Here is a 14,447-nt window from a genome sequence, read left to right as displayed (position 1 = left end):
TTTCTGTTCAATACCCAACCAAGCTGGAGCCCACCCATGAGCAAACTGCGTCCGCTGCACGATCGCGTCATCGTCAAGCGTCTCGAAGAAGAGCGCGTCTCCGCTGGCGGCATCGTCATCCCCGACAGCGCCACCGAAAAGCCGACTCGCGGCAAGGTCATCGCTGCCGGTGCCGGCCGCATCCTGGAAGACGGCAAGGTCCGTCCGATGTCGGTCAAGGAAGGTGACACCGTGCTGTTCGGCAAGTACGCCGGCCAGGAAATCAAGATCGACGGCGAAGAGCTGGTCTTCCTCAAGGAAGACGACATCGTTGCGATTATCGAAGGTTGATCTGTTCGACGGGGTGTAGCGCGATAGACGCGCTTTGTAGCAACCCTGTCGCCAGTGTTCCCATTCTTATTCAGAATTTTTGAGGCATAAATTTTATGGCAGCTAAAGAAGTCCGCTTCGGCGAAGACGTACGTGCACGCATGCTCAAGGGTGTGAACACCCTGGCCAATGCGGTCAAGGTCACCCTGGGTCCGAAGGGCCGCAACGTGGTGATCGAGAAGAGCTACGGCGCCCCGACCGTGACCAAGGACGGCGTGTCCGTGGCCAAGGAAATCGAACTGGCCGACAAGTACGAGAACATCGGCGCCCAGATCGTCAAGGAAGCCGCTTCCAAGACCTCCGACGTCGCCGGTGACGGCACCACCACGGCTACCGTGCTGGCCCAGGCGTTCATCCAGGAAGGCCTCAAGGCTGTGGCCGCCGGCATGAACCCGATGGATCTCAAGCGCGGTATCGACCAGGCCGTCGCCGCCTCGGTGGCCGAGCTCAAGAAGCTCTCCAACCCGACCGCTGACGACAAGGCCATTGCCCAGGTCGGCACCATCTCGGCCAACTCCGATACCAACATCGGCGACATCATCGCCACCGCGATGAAGAAGGTCGGCAAGGAAGGCGTGATCACAGTTGAAGAAGGTTCGGGCCTCGAGAACGAACTCGACGTCGTCGAAGGCATGCAGTTCGATCGCGGCTACCTGTCGCCGTACTTCATCAACAACCAGCAGTCGCAGCAGGTTGAACTGGACGACCCGTTCATCCTCATCCACGACAAGAAGGTCTCCAACGTCCGTGAGCTGCTCCCGGTGCTGGAAGCCGTCGCCAAGGCCGGCAAGCCGCTGCTGATCGTTGCCGAGGAAGTCGAGGGCGAAGCCCTGGCCACGCTCGTCGTCAACACCATCCGTGGCATTGTCAAGGTTGCCGCCGTGAAGGCGCCGGGCTTCGGCGACCGTCGCAAGGCCATCCTGGAAGACATCGCCATCCTGACCAACGGCCAGGTGATCTCCGAGGAAGTGGGTTTGGCTCTTGAGAAGGCCACGATCACCGATCTGGGCCGCGCCAAGCGCGTCGTGATCACCAAGGAAAACACCACGATCATCGACGGCGCCGGCGAAGCTGAGCGCATCCAGTCGCGCATCGGCCAGATCAAGGCGCAGATCGAAGAGACCTCTTCGGACTACGACCGCGAGAAGCTGCAGGAGCGCGTGGCCAAGCTGGCTGGCGGCGTCGCCGTCATCAAGGTTGGCGCTGCGACCGAAGTGGAAATGAAGGAAAAGAAGGCTCGCGTCGAAGACGCCCTGCACGCCACCCGCGCTGCAGTGGAAGAAGGCGTGGTTCCCGGCGGTGGCGTGGCGCTGATCCGCTCGCTGAAGGCGCTGGACGGCCTGAAGGGTCAGAACACCGACCAGGACCTGGGCATCGCCATCACTCGTCGTGCTCTGGAAGCCCCGCTGCGCGCCATCGTGGCCAACGCTGGCGACGAGCCGTCCGTCATCCTCAACAAGGTGAAGGAAGGCAACGGTAACTTCGGTTACAACGCTGCCACCGGCGAGTTCGGCGACATGATCGCCTTCGGCATCCTGGACCCGACCAAGGTCACCCGTTCGGCGCTGCAGTTCGCCGCCTCGGTGGCTGGCTCGATCATCACGACCGAAGCGGCCGTGACCGAAGTGCCGAAGAAGGACGAAGGTCATTCGCACGGCGGCGGCGGTGGCGGCATGGGCGGCATGGGCGGCATGGACTTCTAAGTCCGGCCCTCAAGCCTGCTGTATGAGAAAACCCCGCCTTGTGCGGGGTTTTCTTTTGGGCGTCCCAAAGGCTGCTGAAGTGATGCGCCGCTAAGCGAGCACCGAAGCGGCGTCCACCACGAAGTGGGCGATGATGTTCACCCACAGATTCCGCCGCCACAGGTAGAGCAGGGAAAGCATCAACCCGGAGAAGCCGACAATCACCGTGTGACTCCAGCCCCAGGAGCTGACATGGTCGACGGTAAACACGGCACAGGACAGCAGCACCGCCAGTACACGGCTTCCGCTCCATTCCTCGATGCGCTCCATGCCATAGCCGCGGAACAGGATTTCCTCCGACACCGCCGCGCGCACCGTTGAAAGCAGTCGCCACCAGAAAGGCGTAGCCATCAACGCATGGGCATTGGCCGAGGTGGCCAGCGTGTCATCCAGATGCAGCGCCGGTAGCACGATGAAGTACAGCATGCCGAGCATTGTCGTCAGCGCCACTCCCGCACCGATGCCGATAGCGGTATTGACGACCCCTGGCTTACGCAGGCCGATGGACGACAGCGGTCGCCGTTCCACCTTGCGCACGTAGGCCAGGATGGCGGCGACACCGATCCACCAGATGACTTCGTTGGCGATCAGGTGGCGGACGTCGGCAAACTCGTCAATCCACTGGCTGAAGGGCAGGCTCGCCACGCCGAAGGCGAGCGTCAATCCCACCAGCGTCTGTATCCTCCGACGTTGCGCTGAGCTGTCGGTTTCGAGGGCCAATGCATGCATGGAGATGTCCAGATAGACGGCTGGCCTGTTTGACAGGCCTAGCCTTCGGATCGGCGCGCGCGCGCGTCGCCAACCAAGTGGATGAAGTGATCGAGCGCCTGGGTGGTCCGTTTCTGATCGCCGGTGCTCATGAACTCCATGAACAGGCCATCAAACACCGCCGTGCAAAGCGTTGCGAACGCCGGGTTACGGTCCTGCAGTGACAGTGCGGTCAGTGCAAGTTCCAGCCATCGATCGGTGTTGTGCTCAAGGTATTGCGCGTAGGTGCCCGGGTTCTGGACGGCAAGTACCTGCAACTCATAAAGCAGTTTCAGATAGGGGAAGTTTTCCTTCGAGATCGCCCAGTTCCAGAACAGTCTCAGTGGTGGCGTGGTGCCTTTGGTTGCCTTCTGAACCAAGAGGGCGAACGACTCCCTCACCTTGGCCTGCATCGCCTCGAGCACCTCGGCGAGCAGGCCTTCCTTTGAGCCGTAGTGATAAATCAGCAGGCGCGCACTGGTGCCTGCGCCAGCGGCTAGCGGACGCAGCGACAGATCGGTCAGGCCATTGGCGAGCAGGTAGCTGATCAGCGACTCGGTCAGCTCTTCTTTTCGACTTTGCATGTAACGGACGATAAATGTAACGATCGTTACATGTCAAGCCAGGCAGTTCGAAATCGGCAACCTGCGAGGCATGCGGCATCGCATTTCCGTTTTCGCGTCCTGAAACGTCTTAGCTCATGTCACAGCCACCACGCGGGTCGCGCACCTTGAACGAACCGAACCTCCTGCCGACGGGGGAACCCCTGGACTCCGACCTCGTGTTCGCGGAAAGCAGATGCGTTTTTGCGTTGCAAAACCCCCTGGAACGCGAACTCCATCTGGTGAGGCCCGAGCGCCCGCGGGTGACTGGACAACGGGAGAGAGCCGCCACGGATGGCACCTTTCGTCCCAGCCTGTGGTGGCGCTCGCTGCGCGATCGCAGCGATTGGGTGGGCCATCCCGGACGGCGTGCGGTGATGGCGGCGAAATACCTGGTGCGCGCCGCCAGCCTGCCGGTTAACCACCAGCGCTATCTCGCCTTTCTTGCCTCGCATCCGTTGTTGCGTGCCTGCGTGGCGTGCGACCCGCGCTTGCAGGAGCGCCACCTGCACCGCTTCATCAATCGCCATTGGCATCGCGGCGCGCGCCTTGGCAGCGTGCAAAGCCACTATCGCCTGCTGCTGGAGCGATGGCCCGAAGAGTTGTTCGAGGCTGTCTACGTGCACGGTCGGGCTACGCTGGGCGAGCTGGCATTGAAGGACGGCAGTCGGTTGCAGCTATATCTTCGCCCGCCCATTCACATGGAATGCGAAGGTGAGCTGTGCATCGAGCTGGGCGACGTTGATGGCCGTTCGCTGTACCGCATGGTGCTGACGATTATCGACGATCAGACCCTCGTCATCGGCTGTATCCAGGGGCCCGCGGGCGAGCACGGCCGAGAGCGCGTGCGCGTGCTGACCCGCCAAATGCACGGCATGCGCCCCAAACAGTTGCTGCTGGTGCTGGCGTATACGCTTGCCGGGCTGTCTGGCCTGCAGCGCATCATGGCCGTGGGCAACGACGCGCATCCTCTTCGCGGACGAAACCGTTTCCTCGCCGATTACGACGCATTCTGGCGTGAGCAGGGTGGCGTGGAGCGCGCCGACGGCTGGTTCCAGTTGCCCGCCTCGCTGCACCATCGCACCGAGTCCGAGATTGAAAGCAAGCATCGCTCCGTGTTTCGTCGTCGCGCCGAGCTTCGTTGGCAGGCCGTGCAACTGCTGAGCAGCGCACTGCGCCCGGTGCCGTGGTGGCGCGACACGTTCGACAGGGAGGCGGCGCTAGAATCATCGACCCCGCTTCCGGACATGCCATGGGAAGCCTAGTGGACAAAGCCGTCAAAGTTACCGGTCATGCAGGCGTGAACCTGGATCCGGCCCACGCGATGCGTATCGCGGAATTGTTTCGCGAGCACAACCGTGTATTGGTCGCGTTCCTGCAGTGCCGGCTCAATTCGCTCTCCGATGCGCAGGAAGTGGCGCAGGAAGCCTACGTGCGCCTGGTGACATTGGATCGCCCCGAACAGGTGGCGTCGCTGCGCGCGTATCTGTTCCGCATCGCGTCGAACCTGGCGGTCGACCGGCTGCGCATGCGGCAGGTGCGGGCAGATCATCCGATCGAGCCGCCCGATGAAGACTTGCACTTGGCACCGATCCCCGAGCGACACGCTGACGCCACAGGGCAGTTGCGCGAGTTGCACAAGGCATTGCACGAGCTGCCGGCGAAGACAGGCCGCGCGTTCGTCATGCACGTCATCGATGGCTGCGAGATCGGCGTGATCGCGCGGGCCATGAAAATCAGCGAGCGCATGGTGCGCTATCACGTGGCCAACGGCCTGGCGCATTGCCGGGCGCGGGTCGACGAACCGGAGATGCCATGATGGCCAACACCCCGAACGAACAGACCTTGCGCATCGCCGCCGACTGGTGGGTGCGACTGCACGATGCCGCGGCAAGCGAGAGGACGATGGCGCAGTGGCTTGTCTGGATCGATGAGGACGCCAGCCATCTGACCGCTTTCGAACGCGTGACGGAACTGGCAGCGCGGCTTGGTGCCCTGGGCGAGGTGACGCGTGCGGAGCTGCAGGCCGAGTTCGCGCCGGCGGTTGCGTTGCGTCACTGGCTACCGCTGAGCGCCGCGGCCGCGGCCGTGTTGCTGCTGGCGGCCGGCTATGCGGGTTGGATGCTGTTTGGCAGCCAGCCCGCACCACAGGTTTATGCCAGCGCCGTGGCTGCCCAGCGCGATGTCACGCTGGATGATGGCTCCCGTGTGGCGCTGGGCGGTGCGACGCGGCTCACCACGCGCTTCAGCCGCGAGCAGCGCGAGGTGGAACTGACGGAAGGCGAGGCTTATTTCAACGTGGTGCACAACGCCGGGCGACCTTTCGTAGTGCATGCCGGCAAGCTCACCATCGAGGACATCGGCACGGCCTTCGACGTGCGCCGCACGGGCGATCATGTGACGATCACCATGGCCGAAGGGCGCGTGCGCATCGTCGATGACTCTGCCGGCAAGGGCCGCGGCCTCGAGGCCGTGGCGGGCCAGGCGGTGTCGTACGATCCGAAACGTGCCGCCATGAGCGTGTCAAGTGCGGACCCCGCTCATGCCGCTGCGTGGCGCGATGCGCGGCTGGAGTTCGACAACGAGCCGCTGTCGGTGGTGGTGGCCAACATCAACCGCTACCGGGTCCAGCCGGTGCACATCGCCGATGCAGACCTCAAATCACTGACCTTCACCGGCACAGTCAAGACCGATGCCATCGACGATTGGCTGCATGCCTTGCCGCAGGTATTGCCACTCAAGGTGAGCGAAGTAAGCGGGCAGACTGTGCTATCCGACTCGCGCGGCAGATCTGGCTCTGGCTGATGTTGCTGCGCTGATTGCGATTCGCCGGGCGCATCGCGGCAAGGCCCGCGTCAGATATTGTTCACGACGTCGTTGTTGCGACAAAAGCTTGCAAGCGCATGTCACACTCGCGGTTTTCGCTCGCAGGATGCGAATGCCATGAGGGTGTGCGCAAATCTGCTGCTGTCGGGCAGCCTGGTGATATCTGCGAGCCTGGCTATACCAGGCACCACATTCGCCGTTGCACACGCGGTGGACGAAGACACACACACGGAATTTGCGATACCTGCACAGCCGTTGGCGACAGCGTTGATCGCGTTCGGCAAGCAGGCCAATGTGCAGGTGCTGACGTCGGGTTGCACGATCGCACGTTTCCGCTCGTTGGGCGTCAGCGGCGCGCTTACGCGCGCGGCCGCGCTCGAGCGGCTGCTTCAAGGTACCGGCCTCGAGTTCGCATTCACGCAGGCCGGCACAGTGGCGGTGAAGCCGCGCGAGTCGACAGATGCGCGCACGGCAACAGGCAAGGTGAAGGCGCTTGCGGATACCAAAGACCTGATGCCCGTCGAAGCCATCGCGCTGATCGACCGCGACCTGGGTTTCCTCGGATCGTCCAACAGCATGGCCGCGCGCAACGATGCTGACCTGATCGACGTGCCGCAGTCGGTCAGCGTGGTGACTCGTGACCTGATGGATTCGCAACAGGTGCTCACCGTGGCCGATGCCGTGCGCAACGTGGCCGGCGTGCAGTACATCGACGGCTCCGATGGCCTACCGCTGTTTCAGATTCGCGGTTTCTACACCGGCAACGGCCTGACCGACGGCATGCCTAACAGCATTGCTGGCTCGGGGGACTTCCCACCGCTGATCGGCGTGCAACGGGTCGAAGTGCTCAAGGGGCCGCAGTCGATCCTGGGCGATACCTCCGGCAACAGTTTCGGCGGCGTGGTCAACGTCACCATCAAGCAGCCACAGGTCGAACCTGTGCGGGAGTTCAGCTATGCGGTGGGTGAGCAAGGACAGACGCAGGCGGCGCTCGACCTTGCCGGACCATTGGGGCGCTACCAAGGGCTGACCTATCGTCTGGTGGTATCGGGTGAGTATGCCGAGCGCTCGCCACAGGGCTATGGCCAGCGCCGCAGCGCCTATCTCGCACCGGCCATCGGCTGGAATGGTCCGACCACGCAGCTGGTGGTGGGTGCGCAGCGCATCCTCAACCGTGTGCCGGTGCCCGATCACGTGATGCTGCTGGGGGATACGCTTTCGTCGGCCTCGCCGTTCGGCATCTTGTTGGGCAATGCCCGTGACTATGCCGACTATCAGACAGATCGCTTGTACTACCTGCTCGACCAGCAATTGGGCGATGCCTGGAGCTGGCGCAGCCGCGGGCAATATGTGCATCAGCGCAACGACCAGAAGAGCTGGACGCTTTACGACCCCTCGCCCAATGGCGACGTGGGTGCTTATGCGGAAGCCTATCGCTACGACGACACGTATTACTCGCTGCAGAACGACCTGATCCGCGTGTTCGATACGGGGCCGGTGACGCATACGGCAACGCTCGGCTTCGATTATTCGCGTTCGCGCGTCGGCCACAGCGACGATTTCCTGCACGCGTACGACGGCAGCATCTACAACCTGTTCACCGACAACTTGCTGCCCACGGTACCGTCGGTGATTCAGGCCGGGGACAATCAGCCACTGGCCGGTACGCCGTGGTCGGTCAACAGCGGCCTGTTCATGCAGGACCAGCTTGCGCTGGGCGAGCGCTGGAACATGCTGCTGTCGTTGCGTCGCGCGTCGTATGAAGTATCGACCGAGGACGTCCAGGGCAATCCGTGGACGCCCCATCGCACCAAGTGGGTACCCAATGCCGGGCTGGTCTACAAGCTCACGCCCGATATCGCGTTCTATAGCGGCGTCGCAAGCGGTTTCCAGCCGGTGTCGTATCTGGGTGAGAACGGCCGACCGCTGGTACCCGCGCTGTCGCGCCAGCTGGAGGCCGGCGCCAAGTTCAACCTGTTCGACGAGAAGGCCCGGCTCACCGTGTCGCTCTACCGCATCATGCTCGACCACAGCTATCTGTTGGTCGACCCGCAGCCGCCCAACTTCGCTGCGCTCGGCCCCGGCCAGACCAATCGCGGGATGGAGGTGGAGCTCGTTGGCCGAGTGGCGCCGGAGCTGCACATCAGCAGCAGCTACACCAACGCGCTGATCAGCAACCACGACGGCTCGCGACCGACAGGCGCGCCACGGCAGCGCTTCAGTTTGTGGGCCAGCTACTGGTTTCAGAGCGATGCCCTGCGTGGCTGGGGCATCGCCAGTGGTGTGCTGGCGCGCAGCCACTCGATGGGCCAGAGTTTGGATTACACCCTCTATTACCCAATTCCTGGCCAAGCAGAAGTTGGCGCCAACATTTCCTATCGTTCGGGTCGCTGGCGCGTAACGCTGGGCGTGAAGAACCTGTTCGCACGACGCCTGGTGGCGGACGATTTCAATGAAACCTTTGTGTCACTGCACACGCGCCGCAGCTATCTGCTAACGGGCAGCTACGATCTCTGAACCTTGCATGCAAAAGCCCCGGGAGTTGCCTCCCGGGGCTTTCATTGCATCAAGCGATGAAGCTTATTAGCCGCCGGTCTGCGCGCCCGCCTCGACCTTGGCGTCGGTAGCGGCCTTGGCCTTGTGCGTGGTGTGCTTGGTAGCCTTGTGGGCGGTGTGTTCCGTGGTGCTGGTCGCCTTGTCGGCGGTCTTGTCGGTCATGGCAGCAGCCTTGTCCGTCATCTTGTCGGCCGACATGGCAGTCTGGTCGACGGTGCTGGCAGCAGTCTTGGTGGCAGAGTCCTGCGCTGCCGTGCTGGCGTTCGCGCTGGCTCCAACCTTCGCCGAGGCGGCGGCGTTCTGAGCGAACGCGGGAACGGTCAGTACGGAAGCGGCGGTAACGATGAGAGCGGCAAGCATGGTCTTACGCATGAGGCAAACCTCCAGTGTGAGAATGCCGACGAAGGCGTTGCTTCGTGGCTGGGATCCAAGCTAGACGTCGCCGACTCTACCTAACCTGAACAGAATTGGCCGTCTTAAGCGAGCAGACAGATCGCTGAATCGCAGCCTCGGTCGCGCGAGAAAATGCGTTCACACCTACTTGCTTTCCGTGGAAAGCGAGCGCTGCACTCATTTTCGTTTGGACGTCCATATGTCACTACTGCTGCGCGCCGGCGGGCTCCATCTGGTTGTCGCCGGCGCCGCTGCCCTCCGGCGTAGCAGTCGCGGTCTGTACTTCGGCCCTGGGAAGCAGCGGATCGAGCTTGCCCTTCATGCGCAGCAGGGCGACGTTGGCCATGTCCCGGTCGGCCACTTTCTCGGCCCGGTCCTCGTTCGCCGGTGGTGCACCGGGCGCGTGCGTCAGCTCGGCCAGTTGCGGGGCGATGACCTGGGTCAGCGCAAAGTAAGCGTCGTCGCGGATGCCAGCCTGTTCCAGCAACCGTCCCGGCAACATCCATGAGGCCAGCGACTCGCGCGTGGACGACATCGGGTTGCGCGGATCCACCAGTAGCCAGGTGCCAGCTTGGCTCAGCATGTCCTTGCCATCGACGAAGCCGGTGAGGTTGAAGGTGTCAGTGAGCGCGGGGAGATGGTCGCCGTAGAACAACAGAAGGGTGGGGCGCTCGCGGTGGGCGAGCAGATCGGCCAGCCGGCCAAGTTCCTGGTCCGCATGCTGCATGTGATACAGGTAGTTCTGCAGCTCCAGCTTGTTCTTGGCGGTGACGCCTTCAGGGACAGGAATACCGTCGCGCATCGCCGCATCAACGGGCGGTATGTCGTAGGGGCCATGCGCTTCGATGCTGATGGCGAACAGGAACTGTGGCGGGCCGGCGTCCTTCAACTGCGCCATGATCTCGTCGGTCATGGCGCTATCGGCCATGTACTGACCATCCGTCGGTGCGTTGGCCGGGAAGGATGCGCGGGAAACAAACCGGTCGAAACCCATCGCGCGGAACGCGGTGTTGCGATTCCAGAAGCCGGGATCATTGCCGTGCAGCGCAATGGTTTCGTACCCATGCGTACGCAACGTGCGCACCAGGCTGGGGACCACCTTGTGGTTCATCTGCAGATACGGGAACTGCAAGTCGTCGAAGTAGCGCAGCGACAAACCGGTGAGGAATTCGAACTCGGTGCGGATGGTGCCGCCGCCATAGGTAGGCACATGCAGAGGCCCGCTCTCGCCCTGTGCCGCGAGGCGATACAGGTTGGGCGTGAGGTCGACGTTCTCATAGCCTTTCATGATGGAAGGATCGAAGAACGACTCGCTTTGCACCACGACGATATCGGGCATTTCTCCCTGATCACCAACGGAAAGATGCAGGCGCGCGCGCAGGGCGACATCGGATTGCTCAATCAACTGCTGCGCGGCAGTCGCGTCGGGCTTCTTGCGCGCATGACCCTGATGCAGGTGGAACATCATCAGCGAGCTGACCAGTCCGGAGTGCTCGGCCGTCGCGGAAGCCGACCAGGGCTCAAGCCATAGATGCCGGCCGCCATAGATCTTCATCCAGCCCGGCATGCCGGCCAGCAGTGTTCCCAGCAAGAGCAGCAAGGCCATGCCCGATACCAGCCGTTTGCCGCGCGTGCGTCGCGCGAACAGTGGTGGCTCCACGCGCCAGGCGATCACGATGATGACCGCCGCGCCGACCAACGCCAGATATGGCCACGGACTGGCCGGCAGGTAACTGCCCAGCAGCTTGAGTCCACCTCGGCGCAGCTGACCCAGCATGCGGAAATCCGCCGGCATCAAAGGTGTGTTGAGGTTGCTCACCTTCAGCGTGTTGACGGCATACACCAGGGCCTGCAGCAGGAAGGCCAGCCCGAAAGAAAACAGCACTCGCCGGCTCAGTACCAGCAGCAGCGTCGCCAGCATCAGGCCCGGCAGGGCATTGGCGAACAGAAAGATCGGTTGGCTGAGAGCCTGTGCCGGGTCAACCCCGGGCCCACCATCGATCAGTCCGGTCGACAGCGTGAACACGACCGCCACCAAGGCGATGAGCGCCAGGCGGAAGGCAATGGAACGCGCGCGCAGCGCGGAGGGAGTCGCTGACATCGTCACGGCATCCTGCTGATGGGCTGTCATGGCTCGAACACGGAAATGTAATGACCCAGGTATGAACCAATCGTTGTGCGGCGGGTAGTCGAATATCCCGACAACATGGATATATGCAACGCGCCATGCCTGCCGCGGTGCACGTGGAAACACCGGTCAGGGATGGTTTCCGGCGACGTGACGGTCAATCGGGCTTAGGCCGCAACGGAGAGTAGTCGGCAGCTCGCCTGCCACTGCGGCACAATGGGACGATGACTGTCCTTCATCGGCCCCTGGAATCCCCGGCGCTGCGCGCGCTGATCGACGATCGCTACAGCGAACTGGCTGCGCGCTGCCGCCTGATGGGCGTGCCGCTGCACGATGACGCCGGCGTGGCCGAGCGCATCCGGCGCACGCTGCTGGCGAGCGACTTCGCCTTCGACACCTGGTTCCGCCAGCCGCAGCTGCTTTCGCCGCAGGGCCTGGAGCGGCTGCGTTCGGGCAGCGACGCCAGCGCGCGCATCGAGGCGCTGAAGCTGTTGGAGGACGAGCCGGCGTGTCTCACCGAGCTGCGCCGCTTTCGTCATGCCGAAGCCTTGCGACTGGTATTTCGCGACATCAACGGGCTCGATGAATTGCCTGAGACCCTGTCGGCGACCAGCGTGCTGTATGAGGTGCTGCTTGGCGCCACGCTTGGTTGGTCCGAACGCGCGTTGGCCGCGCGATACGGGCACAGCCGCAGCCACGACGGCGCGCTGCAGCGCATGGTGGTGGTCGGCTTCGGCAAGCTCGGTGGCAGCGAGCTGAATTTTTCTTCCGATATCGATCTGGTGCTGGCTTATCCGCACAGCGGGCAGAGCGATGGCGCGCGTTCGCTCGACAACAGCGAGTACTTCGTGCGGCTGGCGCGCCAGCTGGTGCGGCTGCTCAACGAGCCCACCGTTGACGGTATCTGCGCTCGCGTGGATCTTCGCCTGCGACCGTTCGGCAACGCCGGCCGGCTGGCGCTGCCTTTCTCGGCCATGGAGCAGTACTACCAGAGCGAAGGACGCGATTGGGAACGTTACGCGTGGATCAAGGCGCGTCCGGTGGCGGGCGACCGCAACGCGGGCAAGCAGCTGCAGGAGCTGCTGCGACCGTTCGTCTACCGCAAGTATCTCGATTACACCGCATTCGCCGGCCTGCGCGAGATGAAATCGCTGATCGACGCCGAGGTGGCGCGCAAGGATCTCGCCGACAATCTCAAGCTTGGTCCCGGCGGCATCCGTGAGATCGAGTTTGTCGTGCAATTGGTGCAGCTGATTCGAGGCGGACGCGAGCCCAGCCTGCGCGTGCGCGGTCTGTTGCCCGCACTCACTGCCTGCGAGGCGCGTGGACACATCAGTGCGGCGCGCGCACGGGCATTGCGCGAGGCGTATGTGTTTCTGCGACGTGTGGAGAATCGCGTGCAGATGTTGCGCGACGCGCAGACGCACGACATCCCGGAAGACGCGTTGAGCCGCGAGCGCATCGCGCTCGGTTTGGGCCATGCCTCGTGGGACGAGCTGGCGGACGAGCTGGCCCGGCACCGCGCCCATGTCAGCGAAGAGTTCGCCGAGGTGCTGATGCCGCAAGGCGGTCGCACGGCAAGTGCGCCAGTGGAGGATGTCGCACTGTGGCGGCACGCATGCATGGAGACGCTCGACGCCGGAGTGATGGAAGCATCGGGGTTTACCCCTGGTGCCGAAGTCGCCGAGACCTTGCATAAGCTGGCGCAGGCCGCCTCGGTGCGCGCGATGTCGCAGCGCTCGCGCGAACAGCTCGACCGCCTGATGCCGCAACTGCTGGCGGTAGCGCGCGACAGCGCGGCGCCGGTGCCGTGCCTGCTGCGGTTGTGCCGCCTGGTGCAGGCGGTGGCGCGTCGCTCTTCCTATCTTGCGCTGCTGGAGGAGCAGCCGGCGGCACGCCTGCGTCTGGCGCGTCTGTTCGCGGAAAGCGCCTTCCTCGCCGAGCGAGTTATCGCACAGCCGTTACTGCTGGATGACGTGCTCGATCCTCGCATCGACCAGATTCCGTTGAAGCGCGCCGACATCAGCGCCGAGATCACTCGAGTGCTGGCGACGCTGGACGAACGCGAGGCCGAGGCAGAGCTGGAACGTCTCAACGAGTTCAAGGCCAGCGTGGCATTTCGCCTTGGCCTCGCTTTCAACGATGGCCGTGCCGATGCCGTCGCCACCGCACGACGCCTGGCCGTGCTAGCCGAATCGATCGTGGTTGCCGTTACTGCATTGGCGCAGCGCGAACTGGTGGCGCAGCACGGCCGCCTGCCCGGTGAGGGCACCGGTTTCGCCGTGCTCGGCTACGGCAGCCTGGGCGGCGAAGAGCTCGGTTTTGCGTCCGACCTAGACCTCGTTTTCGTCTACGACACCAAGCGCGCACATGCGATGAGCGACGGCGCGCGTCCGCTCGAAGGTTCGCGCTGGTACCAGCGCCTTGCGCAGCGCGTGATGAACTGGCTCACCGTGCTTACCCGCGCGGGACGTCTCTATGAAGTGGATGCGCGGTTACGCCCGGATGGTTCCAAGGGTCTGCTGGTCAGCAGCCTCGAATCGTTCACGGCCTACCAGAAGAGCCGCGCCTGGACCTGGGAGCACCAGGCCTTGCTGCGAGCACGTCCTATTGCCGGCGACGCAGCGCTGCACGTCGAACTTGCCGCGGTACGTCGTGATGTACTGGCCGTGCCACGCGATCATGCGGCAGTGCTGCAGGAAGTGGGCAGCATGCGCCAGCGCTGGCGCGCCGAACGCGACCGTTCCGATGCCAATCTGTTCGACCTGAAGCAGGGCATGGGTGGCCTGCTCGATATCGAGTTCGCCCTGCAAGGACTGGTGCTGGCGCATGCGACGGAATCGCCCGCGCTGCTCAACGTCACCGCCAATGCGGCGCTGATCGAGGCTTGCCGCAACGCTGGTCTGCTCAATGGCCATCAGGCGGGTCTTTTCGCCGAAGCCCATGCCGAACTGTTGCATCGCGCGCTCGCATGTACGCTGGACCTGCGCTCACGCATCGCGCCGCGCGATGATGAGCTGGATCGACTGTCCGGCAATGTGCAGGAAGTGACGACGGGGCTTGGCCTCCAATTCTGAGTCGCGC

General features: G+C 63.5%; 11 protein-coding genes. 7 read left to right on the top strand and 4 right to left on the bottom strand.

Annotated elements, in window-relative coordinates; all coding sequences use genetic code 11:
* The first annotated feature begins 36 nt into the window (after positions 1-36).
* Both groES and groL read left to right on the top strand, forming a co-directional pair.
* Positions 37-330, top strand: coding sequence for a co-chaperone GroES (gene groES / locus AC3CBN_RS02610; protein ID WP_354014803.1), 294 nt, complete (start codon positions 37-39; stop codon positions 328-330).
* Positions 331-425: 95 nt separating this feature from the next.
* Positions 426-2,072, top strand: coding sequence for a chaperonin GroEL (gene groL / locus AC3CBN_RS02605; protein ID WP_488635269.1), 1,647 nt, complete (start codon positions 426-428; stop codon positions 2,070-2,072).
* Positions 2,073-2,162: 90 nt separating this feature from the next.
* Here the strand turns inward: groL and AC3CBN_RS02600 are convergent, their stop codons facing one another.
* Together AC3CBN_RS02600 and AC3CBN_RS02595 are read right to left on the bottom strand one after the other, a co-directional pair.
* On the bottom strand, positions 2,163-2,840 hold the full coding sequence (locus AC3CBN_RS02600) for a CPBP family intramembrane glutamic endopeptidase (RefSeq protein WP_488635268.1): 678 nt from the start codon (positions 2,838-2,840) through the stop codon (positions 2,163-2,165).
* 38 nt (positions 2,841-2,878) lie between these two features.
* Positions 2,879-3,442, bottom strand: coding sequence for a TetR/AcrR family transcriptional regulator (locus tag AC3CBN_RS02595; protein ID WP_488635267.1), 564 nt, complete (start codon positions 3,440-3,442; stop codon positions 2,879-2,881).
* Positions 3,443-3,723: 281 nt separating this feature from the next.
* Here AC3CBN_RS02595 and AC3CBN_RS02590 point away from each other — a divergent pair, with 281 nt between their 5' ends.
* The 4 genes from AC3CBN_RS02590 to AC3CBN_RS02575 all read left to right on the top strand — a co-directional run bounded on the left by AC3CBN_RS02590 (position 3,724) and on the right by AC3CBN_RS02575 (position 8,803).
* Entirely contained in the window at positions 3,724-4,725 is a 1,002-nt protein-coding gene (locus AC3CBN_RS02590; protein WP_488635266.1) for a VirK/YbjX family protein, read from the top strand.
* Positions 4,713-5,279 (top strand): RNA polymerase sigma factor, encoded by a 567-nt coding sequence (locus AC3CBN_RS02585; protein ID WP_488635265.1) that lies wholly within the window; start codon positions 4,713-4,715, stop codon positions 5,277-5,279. The genes AC3CBN_RS02590 and AC3CBN_RS02585 overlap by 13 nt, the downstream gene beginning before the upstream one ends.
* On the top strand, positions 5,276-6,265 hold the full coding sequence (locus tag AC3CBN_RS02580) for a FecR family protein (RefSeq protein ID WP_488635264.1): 990 nt from the start codon (positions 5,276-5,278) through the stop codon (positions 6,263-6,265). Before AC3CBN_RS02585 ends, AC3CBN_RS02580 begins: the two co-directional genes overlap by 4 nt.
* Positions 6,266-6,403: 138 nt before the next feature.
* On the top strand, positions 6,404-8,803 hold the full coding sequence (locus AC3CBN_RS02575) for a TonB-dependent siderophore receptor (protein WP_488635263.1): 2,400 nt from the start codon (positions 6,404-6,406) through the stop codon (positions 8,801-8,803).
* Between the two features lie 66 nt (positions 8,804-8,869).
* On the opposite strand, the gene AC3CBN_RS02570 is transcribed toward AC3CBN_RS02575, so the two are convergent.
* Both AC3CBN_RS02570 and AC3CBN_RS02565 read right to left on the bottom strand, forming a co-directional pair.
* Entirely contained in the window at positions 8,870-9,214 is a 345-nt protein-coding gene (locus AC3CBN_RS02570) for a hypothetical protein (RefSeq protein WP_488635262.1), read from the bottom strand.
* 226 nt (positions 9,215-9,440) lie between these two features.
* Positions 9,441-11,336 (bottom strand): LTA synthase family protein, encoded by a 1,896-nt coding sequence (locus AC3CBN_RS02565; RefSeq protein WP_488635261.1) that lies wholly within the window; start codon positions 11,334-11,336, stop codon positions 9,441-9,443.
* A gap of 251 nt (positions 11,337-11,587) precedes the next feature.
* Here AC3CBN_RS02565 and glnE point away from each other — a divergent pair, with 251 nt between their 5' ends.
* Positions 11,588-14,440, top strand: a complete 2,853-nt coding sequence (gene glnE / locus AC3CBN_RS02560) for a bifunctional [glutamate--ammonia ligase]-adenylyl-L-tyrosine phosphorylase/[glutamate--ammonia-ligase] adenylyltransferase (protein WP_488635260.1) — start codon at positions 11,588-11,590, stop codon at positions 14,438-14,440.
* Positions 14,441-14,447: the final 7 nt, after the last annotated feature.

The sequence above is a fragment of the Dyella sp. OK584 genome, assembly GCF_057787755.1.
Note: the sequence above shows the minus strand (reverse complement) of the source record. Positions and strands in the feature narration are given on the sequence as shown.

Bases quoted from the DNA above. Each gene is read 5' to 3' on its own strand.
- AC3CBN_RS02570 (WP_488635262.1), bottom strand. From the start codon at position 9,214: ATGCGTAAGACCATGCTTGCCGCTCTCATCGTTACCGCCGCTTCCGTA.
- groES (WP_354014803.1), top strand. From the start codon at position 37: ATGAGCAAACTGCGTCCGCTGCACGATCGCGTCATCGTCAAGCGTCTC.
- glnE (WP_488635260.1), top strand. From the start codon at position 11,588: ATGACTGTCCTTCATCGGCCCCTGGAATCCCCGGCGCTGCGCGCGCTG.
- groL (WP_488635269.1), top strand. From the start codon at position 426: ATGGCAGCTAAAGAAGTCCGCTTCGGCGAAGACGTACGTGCACGCATG.
- AC3CBN_RS02585 (WP_488635265.1), top strand. From the start codon at position 4,713: ATGGGAAGCCTAGTGGACAAAGCCGTCAAAGTTACCGGTCATGCAGGC.
- AC3CBN_RS02600 (WP_488635268.1), bottom strand. From the start codon at position 2,840: ATGCATGCATTGGCCCTCGAAACCGACAGCTCAGCGCAACGTCGGAGG.
- AC3CBN_RS02575 (WP_488635263.1), top strand. From the start codon at position 6,404: ATGAGGGTGTGCGCAAATCTGCTGCTGTCGGGCAGCCTGGTGATATCT.
- AC3CBN_RS02595 (WP_488635267.1), bottom strand. From the start codon at position 3,442: ATGCAAAGTCGAAAAGAAGAGCTGACCGAGTCGCTGATCAGCTACCTG.
- AC3CBN_RS02580 (WP_488635264.1), top strand. From the start codon at position 5,276: ATGATGGCCAACACCCCGAACGAACAGACCTTGCGCATCGCCGCCGAC.
- AC3CBN_RS02565 (WP_488635261.1), bottom strand. From the start codon at position 11,336: ATGTCAGCGACTCCCTCCGCGCTGCGCGCGCGTTCCATTGCCTTCCGC.